Source organism: Stenotrophomonas sp. YJH_SMC_58 (assembly GCF_059369635.1).
This window is the reverse complement of record NZ_JCAFSW010000008.1, coordinates 163,349-182,102: the sequence shown is the minus strand read 5'-3', so window position 1 is coordinate 182,102 and position 18,754 is coordinate 163,349. Positions and strand designations below refer to the sequence as shown.

15 protein-coding genes and 1 riboswitch are annotated in these 18,754 nt (G+C 67.1%); of the genes, 11 read left to right on the top strand and 4 right to left on the bottom strand.

Going from position 1 to position 18,754, the window contains the following annotated elements; all coding sequences use genetic code 11:
* Positions 1-89 precede the first annotated feature (89 nt).
* Entirely contained in the window at positions 90-3,536 is a 3,447-nt protein-coding gene (locus AC5P68_RS12525) for a hybrid sensor histidine kinase/response regulator (protein ID WP_033835356.1), read from the top strand.
* 156 nt (positions 3,537-3,692) lie between these two features.
* Here AC5P68_RS12525 and AC5P68_RS12520 read toward each other — a convergent pair whose 3' ends face one another.
* The 3 genes from AC5P68_RS12520 to acs all read right to left on the bottom strand — a co-directional run bounded on the left by AC5P68_RS12520 (position 3,693) and on the right by acs (position 7,368).
* A complete protein-coding gene (locus AC5P68_RS12520) occupies positions 3,693-4,268 on the bottom strand; it encodes a manganese efflux pump MntP (RefSeq protein WP_033835355.1) in 576 nt (191 codons plus the stop codon).
* An 88-nt stretch (positions 4,269-4,356) separates the two neighbouring features.
* A riboswitch (yybP-ykoY riboswitch) is annotated at positions 4,357-4,446 on the bottom strand.
* A gap of 233 nt (positions 4,447-4,679) precedes the next feature.
* On the bottom strand, positions 4,680-5,345 hold the full coding sequence (locus AC5P68_RS12515) for a response regulator transcription factor (RefSeq protein WP_005411662.1): 666 nt from the start codon (positions 5,343-5,345) through the stop codon (positions 4,680-4,682).
* A gap of 79 nt (positions 5,346-5,424) precedes the next feature.
* Positions 5,425-7,368: an acetate--CoA ligase gene (gene acs / locus AC5P68_RS12510; protein WP_005411661.1), complete on the bottom strand. Its 1,944-nt coding sequence runs from the start codon at positions 7,366-7,368 to the stop codon at positions 5,425-5,427.
* Between the two features lie 245 nt (positions 7,369-7,613).
* On the opposite strand from acs, the gene AC5P68_RS12505 reads away from it, so the two are divergent.
* From AC5P68_RS12505 to xth, 4 genes are all read left to right on the top strand, one after another.
* Complete coding sequence (locus AC5P68_RS12505; RefSeq protein WP_495217093.1) at positions 7,614-9,041, top strand: DcaP family trimeric outer membrane transporter; 1,428 nt, start codon at positions 7,614-7,616, stop codon at positions 9,039-9,041.
* A gap of 78 nt (positions 9,042-9,119) precedes the next feature.
* A complete protein-coding gene (locus tag AC5P68_RS12500; RefSeq protein WP_033835354.1) occupies positions 9,120-10,784 on the top strand; it encodes an MFS transporter in 1,665 nt (554 codons plus the stop codon).
* Positions 10,785-10,997: 213 nt separating this feature from the next.
* Positions 10,998-12,407 carry a coniferyl aldehyde dehydrogenase gene (locus AC5P68_RS12495; RefSeq protein WP_033835353.1) on the top strand — a complete coding sequence of 470 codons (1,410 nt, stop codon included), beginning with the start codon at positions 10,998-11,000 and terminating at the stop codon, positions 12,405-12,407.
* A gap of 131 nt (positions 12,408-12,538) precedes the next feature.
* A complete protein-coding gene (xth, locus tag AC5P68_RS12490) occupies positions 12,539-13,306 on the top strand; it encodes an exodeoxyribonuclease III (RefSeq protein ID WP_033835352.1) in 768 nt (255 codons plus the stop codon).
* Positions 13,307-13,378: 72 nt separating this feature from the next.
* On the opposite strand, the gene AC5P68_RS12485 is transcribed toward xth, so the two are convergent.
* Positions 13,379-13,630 carry a GlsB/YeaQ/YmgE family stress response membrane protein gene (locus AC5P68_RS12485; RefSeq protein WP_005411656.1) on the bottom strand — a complete coding sequence of 84 codons (252 nt, stop codon included), beginning with the start codon at positions 13,628-13,630 and terminating at the stop codon, positions 13,379-13,381.
* An 84-nt stretch (positions 13,631-13,714) separates the two neighbouring features.
* Between AC5P68_RS12485 and AC5P68_RS12480 the strand changes: the two genes are divergently transcribed.
* The 6 genes from AC5P68_RS12480 to AC5P68_RS12455 all read left to right on the top strand — a co-directional run bounded on the left by AC5P68_RS12480 (position 13,715) and on the right by AC5P68_RS12455 (position 18,697).
* A complete protein-coding gene (locus tag AC5P68_RS12480) occupies positions 13,715-14,314 on the top strand; it encodes a 4'-phosphopantetheinyl transferase family protein (RefSeq protein WP_033835351.1) in 600 nt (199 codons plus the stop codon).
* A 39-nt stretch (positions 14,315-14,353) separates the two neighbouring features.
* A complete protein-coding gene (gene rsmG / locus AC5P68_RS12475) occupies positions 14,354-14,992 on the top strand; it encodes a 16S rRNA (guanine(527)-N(7))-methyltransferase RsmG (protein ID WP_033835368.1) in 639 nt (212 codons plus the stop codon).
* A 113-nt stretch (positions 14,993-15,105) separates the two neighbouring features.
* Entirely contained in the window at positions 15,106-15,903 is a 798-nt protein-coding gene (locus AC5P68_RS12470; protein ID WP_005411653.1) for a ParA family protein, read from the top strand.
* On the top strand, positions 15,903-16,826 hold the full coding sequence (locus AC5P68_RS12465) for a ParB/RepB/Spo0J family partition protein (protein ID WP_033835350.1): 924 nt from the start codon (positions 15,903-15,905) through the stop codon (positions 16,824-16,826). Before AC5P68_RS12470 ends, AC5P68_RS12465 begins: the two co-directional genes overlap by 1 nt.
* A gap of 125 nt (positions 16,827-16,951) precedes the next feature.
* Complete coding sequence (locus AC5P68_RS12460) at positions 16,952-17,686, top strand: suppressor of fused domain protein (RefSeq protein WP_033835349.1); 735 nt, start codon at positions 16,952-16,954, stop codon at positions 17,684-17,686.
* 45 nt (positions 17,687-17,731) lie between these two features.
* The gene (locus tag AC5P68_RS12455; RefSeq protein ID WP_005411650.1) at positions 17,732-18,697 is read left to right on the top strand and encodes an NAD-dependent epimerase/dehydratase family protein; all 966 of its coding nucleotides are present in this window, start codon (positions 17,732-17,734) and stop codon (positions 18,695-18,697) included.
* Positions 18,698-18,754 lie beyond the last annotated feature (57 nt).

Genomic DNA, 18,754 nt, shown 5'->3' with positions numbered 1-18,754 from the left:
CACCTTGGTGGGGGTGGTTGCTCCCAACGAGCCCGCACCCCCGGCCATGCCTGGCCTACACTGCGGGTTCTTCCGACGGAAACGCACGCGTGGTCTCCAGCTGGATCTTGCTGCTCGTCTCGGTTGCCTATGCAGCGCTGCTGTTCGGCGTGGCGTGGTGGGGTGACCGCCGGCCGATGTATCCCGACCGGCCGTGGCTGCGGCCGGTGGTGTACAGCCTGGCGCTGGCCGTGTACTGCTCGTCGTGGACCTTCTACGGCGCGGTGGGTACGGCCGTGCGCAACGGCATCGGCTACCTGCCGATCTATATCGGTCCGTTGCTGCTGCTGTTGTTCGGCTGGCGCATCATCGAACGCCTGGCGCTGATCGCCCGCAGCCAGAACGTGGTCTCCATCGCCGATTTCATCTCCTCGCGCTTCGGCCGCTCGCGGCGGTTGGCCGCACTGGTGGCGATCATCGCCCTGATCGGCATCATTCCGTACCTGGCCCTGCAGTACAAAGCGGTGGCGATGAGCCTGCAGGTGCTGACCGGCAACAGCGGCCCGACCGGCTTCTTCACCGATCCGGCGCTGTACGTGGCGCTGCTGATGGCGCTGTTCGCCACCCTGTTCGGCACCCGCCAGGTCGACGCCACCGAGCACCACCACGGCATGATGCTGGCGATCGCCTTCGAATCGGTGATCAAGCTGCTGGCGATGCTGGCCGTGGGCGTGTTCGCCTACCTGTGGCTGAGCAACCGCACCGATGCGGTGGTCGAGTCGGTGCATACGCTGTTCACCGGCCTGCCGCCGGTGGGCTTCATCTCGCAGACCCTGCTCAGCTTCCTGGCCATCATCTGCCTGCCACGCCAGTTCCACGTGGCCGTGGTCGAGTGCGGTGACGTGCGCGACGTACGCCGCGCGCGCTGGATGTTCGGTGGCTACCTGGTACTGATCTCGGGCATGGTGCTGCCGATCGCCACCGCCGGCGTGACCCTGTTCGGCACCGGCGGCAGCGTCGCTGACGACTCGATGGTGCTGGCCCTGCCGCTGGCCGAAGGCCGCAACGCGCTGGCGCTGATTGCCTATGTGGGCGGCTTCTCCGCCGCCACCGGCATGGTCATCGTGTCGTCCATTGCGCTGGCCACCATGGTCAGCAACGACCTGGTGATGCCGGTGCTGCTGCGCCGCAGTGGCGACCATCAGGAAGCCGCCGACGTTGCCTCGCGCGTGCTGTGGATCCGCCGCCTGGCGATCCTGCTGCTGGCGCTGATGGCGTACAGCTACTACCGCACCAGCAGCAACGACAGCACGCTGGCCTCGTACGGCCTGATGGCGTTCGCGGCAGTGGCGCAGTTCGCGCCCGGGCTGATCGGCGGCCTGTACTGGCGCGGCGCGAGCCGGCGTGGTGTCGAGGTGGGCATGCTGCTGGGCTTCGCCACCTGGCTGTACACCCTGCTGCTGCCGGCGATGACCATGGCCGGCTGGGTCGATGCTGGCTGGGTGCAGCACGGCCCGTTCGGCATCGAGTGGCTGCGCCCGCAGCAGCTGTTCGGCATGACCGGCTGGGACCCGCTCACCCATGGCACGTTCTGGTCGCTGCTGGTCAATGCGGCGACGATGATGCTGGTGTCCGCACGCTGGCGGCCCGGTGTGGACGAGCGGCTGCGCGCCGCGCCGTTCCTCGACCCGTATGCCGAGCGCCCGTCGGTGGCCGGTGGCTGGCCCGGTCATGTGCATGTGGGCGACCTGCTGGCACTGGCTTCGCGCGTGGTCGGCGAGCGCCATGCGCGGCGCTCGTTCTTCGAGCAGGCACAGTCGCTGGGCCGCGAGCTGCAATCCTCGGCGCCGGCCGACCGGCCGTGGGTGCAGTTCACCGAACGCCTGCTGGCCGCGTCGATTGGTGCGGCCTCGGCGCGCCTGCTGCTGACCAGCCTGCTGCGCGGCTCGGGCATGGACCTGGGCGAAGTGGTGGCGGTGCTGGACGAAGCCGGGCAGGAACTGCGCTTCAACCGCGAGATCCTGTCGACCACGCTGGAGAACATCAGCGCCGGGGTCAGCGTGGTCGATCCGGACATGCGCCTGACCGCATGGAATCGTCGTTACCAGGACATGTTCGGCTACCCCGACGGCATGCTCTACGTAGGTCGCCCGGTGGCCGACCTGATCCGCTACAACGCCGAGCGCGGCGAGCTGGGCGAGGGTGATATCGAAGTCCAGATCAATCGACGCATCGGCTACATGCGCGCTGGTTCGCCGCACGTGTTCGAGCGCACCCGCAGCGACGGCAAGGTGATCGAGATGCGCGGGCAGGCGTTGCCCGGCGGCGGTTACGTGACCAGCTACAACGACATCACCGACTACAAGCACGCGGAAAAGGCCCTGCTGGAAGCCAACGAAACGCTGGAACAGCGCGTGGCCGAGCGTTCGCATGAGGCCGAGGTCGCGCAGCAGTCGAAGACCCGCTTCCTGGCGGCGATCAGCCATGACGTGCTGCAGCCACTGAACGCCGCACGCCTGTTCGCTTCCGCGCTGCGCGACAGCGATCACGTGAGCGATGAGCAGAAGCACCTGGCCGAACGTGTGGATGCGTCGTTGCGTGCGGCCGAAGAGCTGCTCGATGGCCTGCTGGACGTATCGCGGCTGGATGCCGGTGGCCTGCACCCGGTGATCGGCGAGTTCGACGTGAGTGCGTTGATGCGCGAACTGGCCGCGCAGTACACCCCGGTCGCCGCCGGCCGTGGCCTGCGCCTGGACCTGTTCGCACGCCCGGCATGGGTGCGCAGTGACCGCCGCCTGCTGCGCCGCGTGCTGCAGAACTTCCTGGCCAACGCGCTGCGCTACACGCGCCAGGGGCGCATCGTGCTGGCGGTACGCCAGCGCGGCGACGAAGTGGAGCTGCAGGTCTGGGATACCGGTCCCGGTATTCCCGAGCACCACATGCGGCAGATCTTCGACGAGTTCCACCGCTACCAGCAGCCCTTCGACTGGGGTGAGCAGGGCTTGGGCCTGGGCCTGTCGATCTGCCAGCGCATCTCGCGCCTGCTCGATCATCGCCTCAATGCGCGCAGCCGGGTCGGCAAAGGGTCGATGTTCTCGATCATCCTGCCGCGGGTCGCACCGCTGCCGGGCTACACCGAACTGGCCGCGCCGGTACAGGCCGTCGCCGCGCCGGTGCGCAGCGATTCGCTGGCCGGCCTGCGCGTGCTGTGCGTGGACAACGACGAGGAGATCCTCGACGGCATGCGCGCACTGCTCGGCCGTTGGCAGGTGCAGGTGATCACGGCATCGACGGTGGATCAGGCGTTGGAGAAGGTGGCCGAACGGCCACAGGTGATGCTGGTCGACTACCACCTGCACGACCGCATGGATGGCCTGGACGCGCTGGTGGCCCTGCGCGAAGCCGCCGGTTACCCGCTGCCGGGTGCGCTGCTGACCGCCGATGGCCGCGACGAGTTGAAGCGGATGGCACGCGAGCGCGGCTACCGCGTGCTGACCAAGCCGATCAAGCCGGCCTCGCTGCGCGCCTTCCTCGGCGCGCTGCGCGACGCGCAGTAGTGCCGGCCGCTGGCCGGCAACCACGACGTGAAACCATGCCAGGCAAGCCTGGCATCTACCAAAGCTTCATCGGCCTGGCAGTAGATCCACGCCATGCGTGGATGTGACGTCAGGTAGTGCCGGCCGCTGGCCGGCAACCACGTAATCGCGGAAGCGTTACCCCACGCCGTGCAGGTGCTCGTACAGGATCGTCGCGCCGATGATCACCAGGATCACGCCACCGATGATCTCGGCACGCTTGCCGACCATGCTGCCCAGCACGCGGCCGAGCATGATGCCGACGGTGACCATGGTCAGCGTGCACAGGCCGATGACCGCGGCCATCACGCCGATATGCACGTCCATGAAGGCCAGGCCGATGCCCACCGCCATCGCGTCGATGCTGGTGGCGAAACCGGTCAACGCCAGCTTCCAGAAGCCATGGTGCTGGGAGGGGTCTTCGTCCTCGTCGGCACTTTCCGGGCGCAGGCCGTTGTAGATCATGTGGATGCCCAGTGCGCCGAGCAGGCCGAAGGCGATCCAGTGGTCGAAGGCTTCGACGTACTGCAGCGCGGCGCGGCCGAGCAGCCAGCCGATGATGGGCGTGATCGCCTCGATGACGCCGAAGATGATGCCGGCCCGCAGTGCATCGCGGAACACCGGCTTGCGCATGGCCGCACCCTTGCCGATCGCCGCAGCGAAGGCATCGGTGGACATGGCAAAGCCGATCAGGAGGATCGAAATGGGGGACATGGGCAGCTGCTGAGGTTGGGCCAGGACGGACGCACGGCCTGCGCTCGCGCCCAACCTGACGTTGCGCGCGCGGGCCGCTGGTCTCGCCAACCATCATGGTTGTCCACGCCACGGCGCACCGGCCGAGTATGTTGACGTGGACGATTCCTGCAAAGGAATCCGGCTACTCCCCAAGGGGACGCGAAGCTTAGCATCGCGATTCGCGCGTGGCGCATTTCCAGCGAAACGCGCAGGCACGGCTGGTTTGTATAGCGAAGGCTATATCGCGGGCGCAGCGGTGCCTGGTAGTGCCGGCCGCTGGCCGGCATGCGCAACGGCGAGAGCGTGCCAAGCAAGCTTGGCACCTACCGAAGCGGTTTCGGGTGATTTCAGGGGCTGAAGGCGATTGCCGGCCAGCGGCCGGCACTACCGTCAGTCTTCTTCCGGCGGCAGCACGATGGCGTCGTCGTCGATCGCCAGCTTGCCGGCCATCAGCACGGCCTGGGTGCGGTTGGTCACGCCCAGCTTGCGCAGGATGGCGGTGACGTGGGCCTTGATCGTCGCTTCGGAGACGTTGAGGTCGTAAGCGATCTGCTTGTTCAAGCGGCCTGCGCCCAGCATCTGCAACACACGGAACTGTTGCGGGGTCAGCTCGCGCAGTCGCTGGCCGACTTCGCGTTCCTCGCGCTCGGTGGGCGGCACGTTGTGCGCTTCCGGCGGCGCCCAGGTCTCGCCATCGAGGATGGTGCCCAGTGCGTGGCCGATGGTGTCCGAATCCGCAGACTTCGGAATGAAGCCCAGCGCGCCGTGGTCGAGCGCGCGGCGCATCACCGTCGCCTCTTCGCGCGCGGACACCACTACCACCGGCAGGTGCGGATGCAGCGAGCGCATGTGCACCAGTGCATTGAAACCCTGCGCACCGGGCATGTTGAGATCCATCAGGACCAGGTCGGCGTCGTTGTGCTGGTCGGCCAGCGCGTACAGCGCTTCCACGCTGTCTGCCTCGAACAGCTGCACGCCGGGGATGACCCGCTGCACGGCGCCGCGCAGGGCTTCGCGGAACAGCGGGTGGTCATCGGCAATCAGGAGGGTGGTCATGGTCGGGGGGAACCGTGAGGGAAAGCAGATGGGGTCAGAGCCCTTTCCTTGCGGAAAGGGATCCGACCCTGGTCGTACGTCAGCGCACCTTGCGTTCGTCCACCAGCGACGCCACCACCGACGGATCGGCCAGGGTCGAGGTGTCGCCAAGCTGGTCGGGCGCGTTCTCGGCGATCTTGCGCAGGATGCGGCGCATGATCTTGCCCGAGCGGGTCTTCGGCAGGCCCGGTGCCCACTGCAGGTGGTCGGGCGTGGCGATCGGGCCGATCTCCTTGCGCACCCAGGCAATCAGCTCCTTGTGCAGCTCATCGCTCGGTGCCTCTTCGGCCACCAGGGTGACGTAGGCGTAGATGCCCTGGCCCTTGACGTCGTGCGGGAAGCCGACCACGGCCGCCTCGGCCACCTTCGGGTGCGAAACCAGCGCGCTTTCCACTTCGGCGGTGCCGATGCGGTGGCCGGACACGTTGATCACATCGTCGACGCGGCCGGTGATCCAGTAGTAGCCGTCCTCGTCGCGTCGGCAACCGTCGCCGGTGAAGTAGCTGCCCGGGTAGGTACGGAAATACGTATCGATGAAACGCTGGTGGTCGCCGTACACCGTGCGCATCTGGCCCGGCCAGGAATCGCGGATGATCAGGTTGCCCTCGGTCGGGCCGTCCTGGATCTCGCCATCGGCATTGACCAGCGCCGGCTGCACGCCGAAGAAGGGCAGGGTGGCCGACCCCGGCTTGAGATCCATCGCGCCGGCCAGCGGCGAGATCAGGATGCCGCCGGTTTCGGTCTGCCACCAGGTATCGACGATCGGGCAGCGGCTGTCGCCAACCACCTCGTAGTACCAGCGCCAGGCTTCCGGATTGATCGGCTCGCCGACGCTGCCGAGCAGGCGCAGCGAGGCGCGCGAGGTCTTCTTCACCGGCTCCTCGCCTTCGCGCATCAGCGCGCGGATGGCGGTCGGGGCGGTGTAGAAGATGGTCACCTTGTGCTTGTCGATGACGTTCCAGAAACGCGAGGTGTCCGGGTAGTTCGGCACGCCTTCGAACATCAGCGAGGTCGCGCCGTTGGCCAGCGGCCCGTACACGATGTAGCTGTGGCCGGTGACCCAGCCGACGTCGGCGGTGCACCAGTAGATGTCGTCCTCGCGCAGGTCGAACACCGCTTCATGGGTGTAGGCCGCGTACAGCAGGTAACCGCCGGTGGTGTGCAGCACGCCCTTCGGCTTGCCAGTGGAACCGGAGGTGTAGAGGATGAACAGCGGGTCTTCCGCGTTCATGCGTTCCGGTTCGCAGGTGGCCGGCTGGCTGTCCACCACATCGTGGAACCAGCGGTCGCGCGGGGCCTGCATGTCCACCGCACCGCCGGTGTGGCGCACCACCAGCACGGTTTCCACGGTATTGGTGCCCGGCAGCTTCAGCGCGGCATCAACGTTGGCCTTCAGCGGAATCCTGCGGCCACCGCGCAGGCCCTCGTCGGCGGTGATGATCAGCTTGCTCTGGCAGTCGCTGACGCGGTCGGCGATCGAGTTCGGCGCGAAGCCACCGAACACCACCGAGTGGATCGCACCGATGCGCGCGCAGGCAAGCATGGCCACCGCGGCGTCGACGATCATCGGCAGGTAGATGGTGACGCGGTCGCCCTTCTTGACGCCGAGATTGCGCAGTGCATTGCCGAGGCGGCAGGTGCGCTCGTACAGCTCGCGGTAGGTCACGTGCTGGGCCGGTGCATCCGGGCCGTCCGGCTCGAACAGCAGGGCGGTCTTGTCGCCGCGCGTTTCCAGCTGGCGATCCAGGCAGTTCACGCTGGCATTGAGCTCGCCATCTTCGAACCACTTGATGTGGAAGTCGGACAGGTCGTAGCTGACGTTCTTGATCCTGGTCGGCTTGCGCATCCATTGCAGGCGCTCGGCGGCCTTGCCCCAGAAACCATCCGGGTCGGTCACCGACGCCTGGTACTGCTGTTCGTACGACGTCTTGTCGATGCGTGCCTTGGCGGCGAACTGCGGATCGACGGGGTAGATATCAGCCATGGCACCCTCACTTGCACGTTGACTTTGTATGTGCGGTCGCAGCATCGCAGCGACCGATCCCCCTCAGTTTGCCCCATCCACCCCCGGCCGCGTCACCACTCTGGTTAGACCATGGTCGAAAGTGAGCGCCCAGCAGGGCCGGGTTCGACCAATGGCGAATAGCCGCTATACATAATCGCCCCGCAGTCTCGGCTCGACCGTGCCCCACGCGCGGCATCACCTTGCCACTTGGGAGAGAGGGCAACATGAGCCACCTTACGTTGAAAGCCGTGCGCACACCTTTGGCGGCCTGCCTGTTGGTCGCCCTGGTCGCACCGGGCATGGCGTTCGCTGAGACCGCCAAAGAGAAGGCACTGGAAGCACGCGTTGCCGAACTGGAACGCCAGGTCCAGCTGCTGCTGTCTTCGCAGCAACAACAACAGACCCAGATCAGCCAGACCCAGCAGGCGGTGACCGAAGTGCGCACGGTGCAGGCCGGGCAGAAGCCGGTTGCTTCGGTGCCGGCCGGCAAGCAGCCGATCCAGGTCACCACCATCACCCCGGGCGCCGCGCCGGGTACCACGGTCAAGATCGGCGGCTTCATCAAGGCCGACTTCCTGGCCACCCAGACCAGCGATGGCCAGCTGGCCGACGACGCCACCGGCCGCTCGCTGTACCTGCCGGGCCAGACCCCGGTGGAAGGCGCCGGCGGCAGCGGCAAGCGTTCGGGCACCGACTTCAACGCCCATGCCAAGTTCTCGCGATTCAACCTGGGCATCGACAACGTGAGCGAATCGGGCAACAAGGCCGGTGCGTTCTTCGAGATGGACTTCTTCGGCAACTCGCTGGGCAACCAGACCGCCACCAATACCTACGGTGTGACCCTGCGCCACGCCTACATGTACTGGAACAACTGGATGGCAGGCCAGACCTGGTCCAACTTCATGGACGCGGCCGCGCTGCCCGAAGCGGTCGACTTCGTCGGGCCCACCGACGGCGTGATCTTCGTGCGCCAGGCCCAGGTGCGCTACACCCAGGGTGGCTTCAGCGTCGCGCTGGAAAACCCGGAAACCACCACCCTTACCGGTACCCGCAACCCGGTCACCGGCGCCTGGATCAACACCAGCGCCAACTCCGACCGTGGCAGCCTGCCTGACCTGACCCTGCGCTATGGCTGGAAGGGTGACTGGGGCACCTTCGGTGTCGGCGGCATCGTCCGTCAGCTGAAGGTCGACAACCAGGCCACCGGCGCCAAGGCCGACAAGGTGGCTGGCGGCCTGACCCTGGGCGGCAAATGGGTGATGGGCGACAGCGATTCGCTGCACTACCAGCTGACCGGCGGCGAAGGCATCGCCCGCTACATCGGTCTGGGCATCACCGCCGACAGCGCCTATGACGTGGCCCGCGACGAGCTCAACCCGACCGGCGTGCTGGCCGGCTACGTGGGCTGGCGGCATGCGTTCTCGCCGAAGCTGCGCACCAACCTGATCTATGCGCGCAGCGACTACGACAACGACAGCATCCTGGGCCCGCTGGTGACCAAGAGCGTGCAGAGCATCCGCGGCAACATCTTCTACTCGCCGCTGCCCAAGGTCGATATCGGCGCCGAGCTGATGTACGGCCGTCGCGAAGTGGAGAACGGCAACAAGGGTGACATCACCCGATTGCAGTTCACTACGAAGTACAGCTTCTAAGAGCGTGCCGGCCAGCGGCCGGCACCTACCGAGATTGAATGCCGACCAAGGTCGGCATCTACAGAGGGAAAACGTCCCATGTCCAGCACTGCATCCAGCCCGCACAATGCGGCGGGCACCCTGACCAAGGGCCACAAGAAGGTCATCTTCGCATCGAGCCTCGGCACGGTGTTCGAGTGGTATGACTTCTTCCTGTACGGCTCGCTCGCGGCCATCATCGCCAAGCAGTTCTTCAGTGGCGTCAATGAAACCACGGGCATGATCTTCGCCCTGCTGGCGTTTGCCGCCGGCTTCTTCGTGCGTCCGTTCGGCGCGGCCTTCTTCGGCAGCCTCGGCGACCGCATCGGCCGCAAGTACACCTTCCTGGTCACCATCCTGATCATGGGCATCTCGACCTTCCTGGTCGGCGTGCTGCCCAACTACGCCTCGATCGGTTTCGCCGCACCGGTGATCCTGATCATCCTGCGCCTGGCCCAGGGCCTGGCGATGGGCGGCGAGTACGGCGGTGCCGCCACCTACGTGGCCGAGCACGCGCCGGACGACAAGCGTGGCCTGTACACCAGCTTCATCCAGTGCACCGCCACGCTCGGCCTGTTCCTGTCGCTTCTGATCATCCTGGCCTGCCGCATGACGCTGGGCAACGAGGCCTTCGAAGCCTGGGGCTGGCGCATTCCGTTCCTGGTCTCGATCCTGCTGCTGGGCATTTCGGTATGGATCCGCCTGCAGCTGAGCGAATCGCCGCTGTTCCAGCAGATGAAGGCTGAAGGCAAGGGCTCCAAGACCCCGTTCCGCGACAGCCTGAAGGGCGGCAACCTGAAGCTGATGCTGCTGGTCCTGCTCGGTGCAGCGGCTGGCCAGGCCGTGGTCTGGTACGGCGGACAGTTCTACGCGCTGTTCTTCCTCAGCAGCATGCTGAAGGTCGATGCCACCACCTCCTACCTGCTGATCGCCGCAGCGCTGGCACTGGGCACGCCGTTCTTCATCTTCTTCGGCTGGCTGTCCGACCGCATCGGCCGCAAGAAGATCATCCTGGCCGGCTGCCTGCTGGCGGCCATCACCTACATCCCGATCTTCAAGGGCCTGACCCACTTCGCCAACCCGGCCATCGAAGAAGCCCGCAGCAGCTCGCCGGCCCTGGTCGTGGCCGATCCGGCTACCTGCTCGTTCCAGTTCGATCCGGTTGGCCTACGCAAGTTCACCAGCTCCTGCGACGTGGCCACCGCCGCACTGACCAAGGCCGGTGTGCCGTACGACGTGCAGCCCGCCGCCGCCGGTTCGCTGGCGATGGTGAACGTGGGCAGCGCCAGCGTCACCTCGTATGAGGCCGCCGGCCTGACCAAGGAAGAAGGCAAGGCCAAGGCTGACGCGTTCGGTGCGGAACTGAAGACCGCCCTGACCACTGCCGGCTACCCGGCCAAGGCCGATGGCGCCCGCATCAACATCGCCGGCACCATCTTCATGCTGTGGCTGCTGGTGCTGTACGTGACCATGGTCTACGGCCCGATCGCCGCCTACCTGGTCGAACTGTTCCCGACCCGCATCCGCTACACCTCGATGTCGCTGCCGTACCACATCGGCAACGGCTGGTTCGGTGGCTTCCTGCCGGCGATCTCGTTCGCGCTGGTGGCCGGTACCGGCAACCTCTACTACGGCCTGTGGTACCCCATCATCATCGCGCTGATGTCGGTGGTGATCGGCGGCCTGTTCCTGCGTGAGACCAAGGACGTGGATATCACCAAGTAACCGGTGTGCCGACCAACGGTCGGCCCCCACCGGGTTTCAAGGGCCGCGGTGCAGACCGCGGTCTTTCTGTTTGTGGGGCGTGCCCACTCGGCTCGCAATCCGGTAATGCCGGCCGCTGGCCGGCAACCTCATGAATCTCCGCGGACATGAAGCCCTTGCCGGCCAGCGGCCGACACTACCTTTGCGTCGCGCAGCACCCCGTATAGTCGGCCCATGACCGCCACTACGCCGGAAGACCTCCCCGCCCTCCTGCACACCCTGCGCAGCGCCTGGCAGTCGCAGCGCCCGTCGCTGGACCAGCGCGAAGCTGACCTGCGCCGCCTGCGCGAGGCGCTGAAGCCACGCTTGGACGAAATGGCGCAGGCCATCGCCGAGGATTTCGGCCATCGCGCCCACGTGGAATCGAAGCTGGCCGATGGCATGAGCGTGCTGTCGGCCATCGATCACCTGCGCCGCCACCTGCGGCGCTGGTCGAAGCCGCAGCGGGTAGGTGCAGGCTGGAAGCTGTGGCCGGCGCGTGCGCAGCTGCGGCCGACGCCGCTGGGCGTGGTCGGGGTGATCTCGCCCTGGAATTACCCGGTTACGCTGGCGCTGGTGCCGCTGGCCACCGCGATTGCCGCCGGCAACCATGTGTTGCTGAAGCCCTCGGAACACACACCACGCACCAGTGCATTCCTGGCCGATCTGCTGGCCAGTGTGTTCCCGCCCGATCGCGTGGCGGTGGTGCAGGGTGGGGCGGATGTGGCGGCGGCGGTGTCCTCGCTGCCGCTGGACCATCTGCTGTTCACCGGCTCGACGGCTGTTGGCCGCAAGGTGATGGCGGCCGCAGCCGAACATCTGGTGCCGGTCACGCTGGAGCTGGGCGGCAAGTCGCCGGCGATTGTCTGCCGCGATTTCCCGCTGGACAAAGCCGCCGCGCGGCTCGCCACCGGGAAATGGTTCAACGCCGGGCAGACCTGCATCGCGCCGGATTACGTGCTGATCGACACCGTGCGCCAGCGCGAGTTCGTACAGGCGCTGCAGCAGCAGGTGCGCGAGCGCTATGGCGACTTCAGCGATGCCGACGACTACACCCGCATCATCAATGAAGGCCAGTACCGGCGCCTGCAGGGCTATCTGGCACAGGCGCGGCAACGCGGCGTGCCGGTGATTCCGCTGGCGCAGGTGGATGAGGCGTGCGCCGACCGCGAGCGCCTGCTGGTGCCGACCGTGGTGCTGGACCCGCCGGACGACCTGGACCTGATGCGCGAGGAGATCTTCGGGCCGATCCTGCCGGTGCGGGCCTATCCAGATCTGGAGGCGGCGCTGGCCGACGTGTTGTCCCGTGACCGGCCGCTGGCACTGTATCCCTTCAGTCATGACACGGCGACGGTGGAACGCATCCTCGGTCAGGTGGTGGCCGGCGGGGTGACGGTGAACGACACGCTGCTGCACTTCGCCGCCGATGGATTGCCGTTTGGCGGGGTAGGGGCCAGCGGCATGGGCGCGTACCACGGCCGGGCCGGGTTCGATGCGATGAGCAAGCGGCTGCCGGTGCTGTGGCAGTCGCGCTGGGCCGCCAGCGACCGGCTGCGGCCGCCGTATTCGAAGATTGCGGGGTTGTTGAAGCTGCTGCTTCGGTAGTGCCGGCCGCTGGCCGGCAACTGCGGGGTCTTGCCGGCGGTTCATGGGGTTGCCGGCCAGCGGCCGGCACTACCGGCGGGTGCCCACCTGGGGTGGCACGCGTGCCAAGCGCACCCGGGTAGAATGCCCGCATGAAGATCGCCTCGTGGAACGTCAATTCGCTCAATGTCCGCCTGCCGCACCTGGAGCAGTGGCTCAGGGAGTTCGGCCCGGACATCGTCGGTATCCAGGAAACCAAGCTGGAGGACCACAAGTTCCCCGATTCTGCGCTGATCGCCGCCGGCTACCGCAGCGTGTTCGCCGGCCAGAAGACCTACAACGGCGTGGCGCTGCTGTCGCGTGAGCCGGCGCAGGACGTGCAGATCGGCATTCCCGGCTTCGAGGACGAACAGAAGCGCGTCATTGCCGGTACCTTCGGCGACCTGCGGGTGATCAACCTGTACGTGGTCAATGGCCAGGACATCGGCACCGACAAGTACGACTACAAGCTGCGCTGGCTGGAAGCGGTGCATGCCTGGATCGCCGAAGAACTGCAGCGGCATCCGAAGCTGATCGTGATGGGTGACTTCAACATCGCCCCGGACGCGCGCGATGTGCACGACCCGGAGGTGTGGAACGACAACCACATCCTGACCTCCACCGCCGAGCGCGGCGCGCTCAACAAGCTGCTGCAGCTGGGTCTGCACGATGGCTTCCGCCTGCACAACGACGAGGCGGGCACCTTCAGCTGGTGGGATTACCGTGCCGCCGGCTTCCGCCGCAACCTGGGCCTGCGCATCGACCTGACCCTGGTCTCCGATGCGTTGAAGGGCAGCGCGGTGGCCTCGGGCATCGACCGCGAGCCGCGCACCTGGGAACGCCCGAGCGACCATGCGCCGGCCTGGGTGCAGATCGGTTGAACGAACAGGGCCCGACGATTGCCGGGCCCGTTCTGGAACATCTGCCGGCCAGTGGCCGGCACTACCCTCAGATCACCGTATGCTCTTGCGGGTGAACAGGTTGACGATCGCCAGCAGGATCACCGCGCCGATCAGCGAGAACAGGAAGGTGCGGATGGTGATCGCTTCGTTGATGCCGCCGCCGAACAGCCAGCCGGAAATCAGCGCGCCGACGATGCCGACCACGATGTTGAGGATGATGCCCTGCTGGGCATCGCGCTTCATGATGATGCTGGCCAGCCAGCCTACGATGCCGCCGACGATCAGCCAGATGATGATGCCCATGATCGAACCTCCGGTGGGGAACTGTGACCAGTTGACGCGCAGGGCTGTGAACCCGTCGTGCAATTGCGTGACGGGCGCGTGCGGATGAGCCTGCCAGCCACCCTCGACGGCCCGTGGCGCTTCGGTCCGGTAACGGTCTGGCGGCGTCCGCACGTGCCGGGCCAGCGCGGTGAACCGCAGGCCCGGCAGGTACTGGCGCAGGCGCTGGGCACCGATCCGCAGACGCTGCCACTGGTCCGTGACGACAAGGGCCGGCCGGAGCTGAGCGGCCCGTTGGCCCACTACGGGACCGGCTGGAGCCACAGCGGTGAGGTGCTGCTGGTGGCGCTGGGCGAAGGCGTGCGGCTGGGCGTGGACCTGGAACTGCTGCGGCCGCGGCCGCGTCTTCTGGAAATCGTGCGGCGCTTCTTCCACCCGCAGGAGGTGGCCTGGCTGGAACGCCTGGACGAGGCCGACCGCGAGCACTGGTTCTTCCGCGTATGGTGCGTCAAGGAGGCGATCCTGAAGGCGCACGGGCAGGGCATCTCGTTCGGGCTGCACCGCCTGCAGCTGGCGCCGGGGGCCGATGGCGCCCTGCACCTGCGCTGGTGCGACCCGGAGCTGGGCGAGGCCGCGCGCTGGCACCTGCACGAATGGCAGGCCACCGGCCAGTTCCGTGCGGCGTTGGCCTGGTATCCGCACTGAAGCGGGGAATCAGTGCGCAAAACCGGCGATAATGGCGGCATGAGCGAACACCCACTTCCCGCCAGCGTGGCTGCCACGCTGGAACAGGGCCTGGCCAGCATGGGCCTGGACGCCGCGCTGGCGCCGCCGCTGCTGCGCTACCTGGCCCTGCTGCACCGCTGGAACGGCACCTACAACCTCACCGCCATCCGCGACCCGCAGGAGATGGTTACCCGCCACCTGCTCGATTCGCTGGCGATGCAGCCGTTCGTGGCTGATGGCAGCCTGGCCGACCTCGGTACCGGCCCCGGGTTGCCCGGCATCCCGCTGGCGATCGCCTGCCCGGGCCTGCAGGTCACCCTGGTGGAGAGCAACGGCAAGAAGGCGCGCTTCATGCGCGAGGCCGTGCGCCAGCTCGGCCTGGGCAACGCCCGCGTGGCCGAATCGCGGGCCGAAGCGCTGGACGAGGCCGGTCGTTACGACCAGCTGACCGCGCGCGCAATGGATACCCTGGCCGGCATCGTCCGTGTCGGTGGCCATCTGCTGCGCCCCGGTGGCGTGCTGCTGGCCATGAAGGGTGTCTACCCGCATGAGGAGATCGCGGAACTGCCGGCTGGCTGGCAGGTGCGTGAGGTGACCCCGCTGAGCGTGCCCGGCCTGGCCGGCGAACGCCACCTGGTCACCGTTACAGGTTCCTGATTCCCGCCGCCAGCCCTTTGTGGAACAACGGGTTGGCGATCCACGATTTCCGCAAGGGGCCGGTTGTACGCATAATGACCGGTCCCAACCATCCGTCGACGAGGCACACCCGCATGGCCCGCATCATCGCCATCGCCAACCAGAAGGGTGGCGTCGGCAAGACCACGACCGCCGTCAACCTGGCCGCTTCCCTGGCCAACGCACCCAAGCGCGTGCTGTTGGTCGACCTGGACTCGCAGGGCAACGCGACCATGGGCAGCGGCGTGGACAAGCGTGAGCTGGCGGCCTCCACCTGCGATCTGCTGCTGGGCGAGAACAGCGCCGCCGATGTGCGCGTGCAGACCGCCGAAGGCTACGACCTGCTGCCGGGCAACATCGACCTGACCGCCGCCGAGATCCAGCTGATGGGCCAGAGCGAGCGCGAGCAGCGCCTGAAGCGCGCATTGGCGCCGATCCGCGACGAGTACGACTACATCCTGATCGATTGCCCGCCGGCGTTGTCGCTGCTGACGCTCAACGCGCTGGCCGCCGCCGATTCGGTGATCGTGCCGATGCAGTGCGAGTACTACGCACTGGAAGGCCTGAGTGCGCTGGTGGAAACCATCGAAGCGCTGCGCACCAGCCTGAACCCGGCGCTGGAGATCGAAGGCGTGCTGCGCACCATGTTCGACGTGCGCAACAACCTGGCCAACGCAGTGTCGGCCGAGCTCACCGAGCACTTCGGCGACCGCGTGTTCCGCACCATCGTGCCGCGCAACGTGCGCCTGGCCGAGGCGCCCAGCCATGGCCAGAGCATCGTCGGCTACGACCGCGCCTCGCGCGGTGGCGTGGCCTACCTGGGCCTGGCCGGCGAGATCATCCGCCGCAACAACGAACGCAACAAGGCCGCCAAGGCCGTGGAGACCGTCTGATGACCAGCAGCAAGCCGGCAGCCAAGAAGCGAGGCCTCGGCCGTGGCCTGGACGCGCTGCTGGGCCCGAAAGGCGCGGTCAGCCAGGTGCAGGCCACCGCTGCGGTGATCGAACCGCTGCCGGGTGAAGTGCTGCGCAAGTTGCCGGTCGGCCAGCTGCAGCCGGGCAAGTACCAGCCGCGCCGCGAGATGGACGAGGGCAAGCTTTCCGAGCTGGCCGACTCGATCAAGTCGCAGGGCGTGATCCAGCCGATCCTGGTGCGCCAGCTGCCGGCAGGCAACTACGAAATCGTCGCCGGTGAGCGCCGCTGGCGCGCATCGCAGCTGGCCGGCCTGGACGAAGTGCCGGTGGTGGTGCGCGAGCTGGAAGACCGCACCGTCATCGCGATGGCGCTGATCGAGAACATCCAGCGCGAAGACCTCAATCCGCTGGAAGAAGCCGAGGCGCTGCAGCGCCTGATCAGCGAGTTCACCCTGACCCATGCCGAGGCCGCCGAGGCCGTCGGCCGCTCGCGCGCGGCGGTGTCCAACCTGCTGCGCCTGCTGGAGCTGCCGGTGGCGATCCGGCTGCTGCTGGAAACCCGCCGCCTGGAAATGGGCCACGCCCGTGCGCTGCTGACCCTGGCTCCCGAGCTGGCTGGCAAGCTGGCGCAGGAAGCGGCCGATGAAGGCTGGTCGGTGCGCGAGGTCGAGCGCCGTGCGCAGGCCTTCGCCGCCGGCAAGGTGCCGAGCAACCGCCCGGTGGCGACGCCGAAGGTGCAGCAGGCCGACATCGCCTCGCTGGAAACCGAACTGTCCGAAGCACTGGGTGCCAAGGTGGCGATCAACCACGGCCGGGGCGGCAAGGGCAAGCTGATCATCCACTACACCGATCTGGATACCCTGGACGGCGTGCTGGAAAAGCTGCGTACGCGCCAGGGCTGAGCCCGGCGCAGCGCCAGGGGGTGCGGCCTGTTCCCGCCGCGTCCTGCAGATGACAGGGAACGCACCGCCGCGCGTGCCGGGGATGCACTGCTCTCCGGTCCGTGGCCTCATCCAGGGAACAGGACATGAGCAACGAATACGAGGACGTCAGCCCGGACGGCACCCAGATACTGGTACATCGCCGCGAAAAGGACTTCGTGCCCGCCATCGGCGAAGAACAGCACATCGAGGCGATCAGCGCCCACCTCGAACGCCATCTGGGCCCGGTGTCCGGTGTCTTCCACGAGATCATCTCCGACCTGGTGCACATCGACGTGCACGTGGTGCCGGCCAATGACCACTGCCCGTACCTGCGCCTGGTCACCTCCGGCATGAGCGACCTGCCGATGACCGTGCCCGCCGAGGTGGACGCGGACGTGCCGCGCTACATGGAACTGATGGTGACCCTGCCGGCCGACTGGCCGATCTCCCAGGACGCCTTCGAGGACGAGCGCAATTACTGGCCGGTGCGCCTGCTGAAGGGCATGGCACGGTTGCCGCACGAGTACGACACCTGGCTGGGCTTCGGCCACACCATTCCCAACGGCCATCCCAGCGAGCCCTACGCGCCGGGTGTGGGTTTCGACGGTGCCATCGTGCTGTCGCCGGTGACCGCCCCGGAGGACTTCGCCACGCTGGCGCTGGAGGACGGCAGGACCATCAGCTTCATGAGCCTGGTTCCGCTGTACCCGGAAGAGATGGACCTGAAGCTGAGGAAGGGCGCCGAGGTGCTGCTCGACCGCTTCGATGCGAAGAACATCCAGGACGTGATCGAACCCGCCCGCACCAACGTGGCGAAGAAGCGTTTCGGTTTGTTCTGAGACCGGTAACATCAGGGGCCTGAACTTCGTTTCCAGGCCCCTGTCATGACCATCCTGCTCACCGGCGCTGCCGGCTTCATCGGTGCCTACACCGCCCGCGCGCTGCTGGAGGCCGGCCAGCCCGTGGTCGGCCTGGACAACTTCAACGACTACTATGACCCGCAGATCAAGCGCGACCGCGTGGCTGCGCTGTGCCCGGCGCTGGACCTGCGCACCCTGGACCTGACCGACCAGCAGGGCCTGGCGGCACTGTTCGACGAGGTGAAGCCGACTGCGGTGATCCACCTGGCCGCGCAGGCCGGCGTGCGCTATTCGCTGGAAAACCCGCACGCCTACGTCGACAGCAACCTGGTCGGCTTCGTCAACATGCTCGAACTGTGCCGTCACCGTGGCGTGCAGCACCTGGTGTATGCCTCCAGCAGCTCGGTCTACGGTGATTCGGCCACGCCGCCGTTCTCCGAGGACCAGCGCGTGGACCAGCCGCGCTCGCTGTACGCGGCGACCAAGGCGGCCAACGAGCTGATGGCCTACACCTACGCGCAGCTGTACGGCCTGCATGCCACCGGCCTGCGCTTCTTCACCGTGTATGGCCCGTGGGGCCGGCCGGACATGGCACCGCTGCTGTTCTCGCGTGCGGTGCTGGCCGGGCGGCCGATCGACGTGTTCAACGAGGGCCGCATGCAGCGTGATTTCACACATGTCTCCGACATCGTGTCGGGTATCCTCGGCGCGCTCGCGCATCCGGCCGATGGTCCGGTACCGCACCGGGTGTTCAACCTCGGCAACCATACGCCGGTCGAGCTGGAGCGCTTCATCAGCGTGATCGAGCAGGCCGCCGGTCGCCCCGCGCAGAAGGTCTACAAGCCGATGCAGCCGGGCGACATGGTGCGCACGATGGCCGATACCCGGCGCGCCCATGACGCATTCGGCTTCGACGCGGTGACCCCGATCGAAGAAGGGTTGCCCCCCGTCGTGCAGTGGTGCCGCGAGTATTTTGGCGACCGCGCCTGAGGTCGGATCCTCACACAGCCGGATTCATCTTCGGATAACCTCGGCTTCGGAGAATGC

What these genes read in the sequence shown, in the direction of transcription:
- AC5P68_RS12520 (WP_033835355.1), bottom strand. Translation starts at nt 4,268, where the DNA reads ATGTCCCCCATTTCGATCCTCCTGATCGGCTTTGCCATGTCCACCGAT.
- AC5P68_RS12515 (WP_005411662.1), bottom strand. Translation starts at nt 5,345, where the DNA reads ATGACCACCCTCCTGATTGCCGATGACCACCCGCTGTTCCGCGAAGCC.
- acs (WP_005411661.1), bottom strand. Translation starts at nt 7,368, where the DNA reads ATGGCTGATATCTACCCCGTCGATCCGCAGTTCGCCGCCAAGGCACGC.
- AC5P68_RS12505 (WP_495217093.1), top strand. Translation starts at nt 7,614, where the DNA reads ATGAGCCACCTTACGTTGAAAGCCGTGCGCACACCTTTGGCGGCCTGC.
- AC5P68_RS12500 (WP_033835354.1), top strand. Translation starts at nt 9,120, where the DNA reads ATGTCCAGCACTGCATCCAGCCCGCACAATGCGGCGGGCACCCTGACC.
- AC5P68_RS12495 (WP_033835353.1), top strand. Translation starts at nt 10,998, where the DNA reads ATGACCGCCACTACGCCGGAAGACCTCCCCGCCCTCCTGCACACCCTG.
- xth (WP_033835352.1), top strand. Translation starts at nt 12,539, where the DNA reads ATGAAGATCGCCTCGTGGAACGTCAATTCGCTCAATGTCCGCCTGCCG.
- AC5P68_RS12485 (WP_005411656.1), bottom strand. Translation starts at nt 13,630, where the DNA reads ATGGGCATCATCATCTGGCTGATCGTCGGCGGCATCGTAGGCTGGCTG.
- AC5P68_RS12480 (WP_033835351.1), top strand. Translation starts at nt 13,715, where the DNA reads ATGAGCCTGCCAGCCACCCTCGACGGCCCGTGGCGCTTCGGTCCGGTA.
- rsmG (WP_033835368.1), top strand. Translation starts at nt 14,354, where the DNA reads ATGAGCGAACACCCACTTCCCGCCAGCGTGGCTGCCACGCTGGAACAG.
- AC5P68_RS12470 (WP_005411653.1), top strand. Translation starts at nt 15,106, where the DNA reads ATGGCCCGCATCATCGCCATCGCCAACCAGAAGGGTGGCGTCGGCAAG.
- AC5P68_RS12465 (WP_033835350.1), top strand. Translation starts at nt 15,903, where the DNA reads ATGACCAGCAGCAAGCCGGCAGCCAAGAAGCGAGGCCTCGGCCGTGGC.
- AC5P68_RS12460 (WP_033835349.1), top strand. Translation starts at nt 16,952, where the DNA reads ATGAGCAACGAATACGAGGACGTCAGCCCGGACGGCACCCAGATACTG.
- AC5P68_RS12455 (WP_005411650.1), top strand. Translation starts at nt 17,732, where the DNA reads ATGACCATCCTGCTCACCGGCGCTGCCGGCTTCATCGGTGCCTACACC.